Raw genomic sequence first — 4,464 nt, forward strand, 5'->3', positions numbered from 1 at the left:
AAACACCAGTATCTTTGTCTTGAAGGAATTTACCTAAAGTATCACCCTTCTTAGCACCAGTAACTGCAAAGTCAACTGACTTGATAAGCTTGTTGTTTGAGTCAACAATGTTCAAACGAACAGCGTTATCAGCAACAGCTGGTTGAGCTGATTGAACGTTAGAAGCTGAGACCCAAGCACCGTTAATATCCTTGTTTGATGATTGGATTTGATACCAAACATCGCCTTCACGAGTACGAGTTACAGCCTTGGAAACCGTGAATGTTTCGTCTTTGTACTTGTCACTGTTAGTGATGATGGCGTTGTTAGCATCCTTAGCACGGCCAATCTTGTATTGAGTCCAAGCTGGGCTCTTGTACAATACGGTGTTTTCTGAGGCACTAGTGTTCTTTAACTTCAAAGTTACGCCTTGTACAGGTGCAGTAGCAGTAGTTGAGCTTGCACTAGTTGAAGCTGATGAAGCTGATGAACTAGTTGAAGCTGATGAACTAGTTGAAGCTGATGATGAGCTTGAGCTAGTAGTAGTTGAACCAGTTGGTGCTGTCAAAGCTAAGTCCTTAGTAGTGTCGTACTTAGCAATTCCACCAGCAAATGAAGTTTGGCTCTTACCACCGTAGATCCATCCACGATATTGCTTATCGAATGATACGATCTTGTAGTATACAGAACCACGGTTAGTAGTTGCTACACGGTAAACTCTCCAGTTCTTTTGACCTTGCTTGCTGTCCATAAGACCTTTAAGAGTTGATGTTGAAGCAACAACCTTAGCGCCCTTCAAAGTACCTGCCTTTGTATATAGAGCGTTTGAGCCATTAACATTGACGTTACGAGTAGTAGCGTCAGTAGTCAAAGTCTTGTTAGATGTAACTTTTGCGTAAGTCTTTGCTGAAGCGTTAGTTGCGTTAGCAGTACCAGTAGCTGCAACAAAACCTAAAGCAGCCATACCAACAAAAAGTGACTTCTTTAATGATGTTTTCATTAATGTTTCCCCTTTCCTATCCTTAAAATTATAGTTAGACGCGATATGTAATCCTCGCCCCTGTTAAAAATACTACCAAACAAATCAAAAAAAGTAAACAAAAAAACTCAAAGCTTAAGCATTAAAAAGCCCGCCAAATCAATAATATTGACAATGTTTAAGGTGTTTACTAATTAGTGACATTTGTGTTTCATGGTTTACATTAATGCTACTCTATGCTTTTGATCTGGTTACACAACTAATGAATTTTACGTAAAAGGGTTGAAATTGTATTCTTAATTTGTTAATATCACGACGTTATAAAATAATTAACAATATAACAAAAAATATTTATTTTTTTCAAGGAGATTTTAACCAATGGAAACTAGACAGCCAGCACTTGTGGAATTCACTTCACACCTCACTGCTGCCGGACAGAAAGTCCACGGAAACCAAATTGATGTTAGCAAACTGAAAGTGTCACATGTTGAAGCAGCTAGGGAAATCCAAACTGTTAATTGGCACACCCTTTGTATGATTGTACCAACTGATAGTCAAAAATATAGGAGCATTGTCTTCGACACCCAAGTTGGCATGTATAAAACTCAGAAGTCACCAGACCAGATAATGAATACTTTCAAGAATACCCACCCATTATTATGTAATTTTTTGCATAAAGAAATTGCCAATTACTGTGGTATATCTGAATATATTCCACTTGTATCGGGCGAAACCGCAATCATACCACTTAAAACTAGTAAACACTGTCATCAACGAGCCTGGGTTTCTTCGTTAATGATCAAGAATCTAACTGGTGGTAAAAGACCAGGAACCACTGATATCTGGTTTACTGAGAAAAATGTTAACCCGGTTTTGCTAGAGGCAACCGCTGGCTTTATTAAAAGTCGCCAGAACGATGCTACTACGATTAGTACATTTCATAAATCGATCAACAATCTTCTGACTTTGGTTCTTAAGAATTACGACCAGCCTAACTTTGACGTTAACCAAATATGCGATAATGGCATCTTCAACTTTAAAGACTTTAGTTATTCATTCAAAGAAAGTATCGTGAACATTTTGGCTAACCACTGGGGATTTGAGTTAACCCCCCAGGATGAAAAAGAAGCCATCAAAAAAATAACAGATTAAGATTCAACGTCAAAAGTAAAGAATTGGTAAACTCCGATACCTTTGATTGTCTTTCGCTTCAAACAGAATATAATTTAGACATCAAGGTTAAGGAGGAGATTATCATGAAGAAAATCTCAGTTGTTATTGCAAGTGCATTATTAGCATTACCTTTAGCATTCTCAGCACCTACTGCCGCCAATGCTGCTCCAAAGAAATATAGCTATACTATTACTAAGACTACTAATTATAAGAAGGCAAAGGTATACCACACCAAGGACGCCTCTCCATACGTCTTTAAGGCTAAATTCATGGCTGATCGGCCAACCGTTACCTTCCAAGCAAAATCTAAACTGAAAGCTTCTACGAACTTCTACGTAACAAAAGCTCTACGAGTTCAAAATAAAGCTAAGAAGAACGGCACTTTCCTTTATGTTAAGGGTCAAGGTTGGATTGCTTCATCGAAGTTGACGACTGGTAAGTTTATGAGAGCTGATTAAAATATATAACTATTGATATAAACATATTGATAAACGCCGTAACTATAAAAGTTGCGGTGTTTTTGTTTTGCTTTAATTTTACTAAAAGAATCGTGACACTAATTGATGTGATTGTAAATCTATACCTGATTGATATAGATCAGCTAATAATTTCGTATAAGCATATCAATATTGATTATCAATATATTGATATCATCGAAAAATATGTACAAAAAACTCTCTGAGGGTCACTGCGTGTCCCTCGTAATCATGAAAGGAAATAAATCGTCTTTCCTTATATAATTTAAGTGAAGGCGGTTTTGTACGTCGTTCCTTTACTGGTGTTTCATTTAGCCCGGACAAAAAACCGATGGTCTTCATTCCTTGAGATTAATCAATTGTTGCCATTGAGCACGAATATAAAATTTCATACCCTCGTGAATGAAGAACTGCCGCCTTTTGTTGCTTAGTCATCATCAAGGAGGTGCCTTATTATGGATGTGATTACCAATAAATACTGTGGGATGATGTTCATCAAAAGAAGATTACCGTTACCACTCTAATTGGTGAGCCAGCCGAAAAACCGAAAAAGCTCACGCAGACGTTTGGAACGACAACCCCAGACTTAAAGACTTGTGGTCGCTGGCTTGCTGATCAGGATATTGAAATAGTCTTAATGGAAATTACTGGTCAGTATTGGCGACCGGTTTGGCAAATTTTAGAAACCTTTGGTTTCAAGATGATTCTTTGTAATCCCCGAATTATTAAAAATATCCCTGCAAGAAGACTGATCAGCTAGATTCTGAATGGATTGCTGAGCTGGCTCGCTTTGGCCTTGTTGCTGCTAGTTTTATTCCGCCACGACCTATTCAAGAGCTACGAGAATCAACTCGAATCCGCAAGTCACTAACTCAGGCTGGAATCCAGATTAAGAATCAGATCCACAATATCCTGCAACGTTCAAACATCAAATTAACGTCATTCATTTCCGACATCTTTCAGGGATCTAGGTTACGATTGCTTAACTTATTGATTAATGGTGAAGTGATTACTCACCAATCAGTTTCCAAATGTATGCACGGGAAGCTAAAAGCATCGCCACAAGAGCTGTTAGCTGCGCTAGATGGCAGTCTGTCCGCTAACGACCGGGTATTATTAGATATCCAACTTGATTTACTCAAACATAATCAGTTGGCAATTAAGCACTTGGAAGCCAATATTGAAGAACAGTTAGCACAGTTTCAAGAACTGTATCTTCGCCTACAAGAGATTCCTGGTGTTAGTCAACACATTGCCACGGTTATTATTGCTGAAGTTGGCCCAGATGTAAGCCCATTCCCTGACGCCGCCCATTTAGCTTCTTGGGCTGGTGTCTGTCCCGGAAACTATGAATCCGCCGGTGTTTCTAAAAGTAGTCATGTCAGATCGGGAAATATTCATCTTAAGACGGCCTTAGTAATGGCTGCTATGGGAGCGAAAAAACAAACTGATTCTGGCTTAAAAGACTTCTTTTTCCGATTACGAACTAGAATGGGGGCCCAGAAGGCCCTTGTTGCGCTGGCTCACAAACTAATCCGGATCATCTATGCAATGGTGTCAAATAACTGCTCATACAGAGAATACAAAAGAGACCAACAAATGCAACATTTGCTGGCCTCAAATTGAATTAATATAACTATCTACTAGTTACATTATACTAAATTTTTCGGTAGGACACTACCGTTAGGTTAGTGCGGTCTCCATTAAGTTATTTCCATATAAAAAGCAATCCAAAAAGGATTGCTTTTCGAGACCTGTTTAGATAAATGGACTATCCAAGTGGGTTTACAGTGTTACCTGGGGTAGAAGTTGATGTACCAGGTAAAGTGGCAATTGAACTAGCTGCGTTCTCGTTGT

The 4,464-nt window shown here is 38.6% G+C and carries 3 protein-coding genes and 1 pseudogene; 3 read left to right on the forward strand and 1 reads right to left on the reverse strand.

Translation table 11 applies throughout. The features are described from left to right. On the reverse strand, positions 1-979 hold a 979-nt coding region (locus QOW94_RS10825; protein ID WP_283680467.1), incomplete at its 3' end, for a hypothetical protein. Between the two features lie 357 nt (positions 980-1,336). Between QOW94_RS10825 and QOW94_RS10830 the strand changes: the two genes are divergently transcribed. From QOW94_RS10830 to QOW94_RS10845, 3 genes and pseudogenes are all read left to right on the forward strand, one after another. Continuing rightward, positions 1,337-2,110: a hypothetical protein gene (locus tag QOW94_RS10830; RefSeq protein ID WP_283680468.1), complete on the forward strand. Its 774-nt coding sequence runs from the start codon at positions 1,337-1,339 to the stop codon at positions 2,108-2,110. A gap of 104 nt (positions 2,111-2,214) precedes the next feature. Then, positions 2,215-2,589, forward strand: coding sequence for a hypothetical protein (locus tag QOW94_RS10835; protein WP_283680470.1), 375 nt, complete (start codon positions 2,215-2,217; stop codon positions 2,587-2,589). A gap of 541 nt (positions 2,590-3,130) precedes the next feature. Next, a pseudogene (locus QOW94_RS10845) lies at positions 3,131-4,233 on the forward strand (IS110 family RNA-guided transposase). Positions 4,234-4,464 lie beyond the last annotated feature (231 nt).

The organism is Lentilactobacillus sp. Marseille-Q4993, assembly GCF_951230165.1.
Taxonomy (GTDB): Bacteria; Bacillota; Bacilli; order Lactobacillales; family Lactobacillaceae; genus Lentilactobacillus.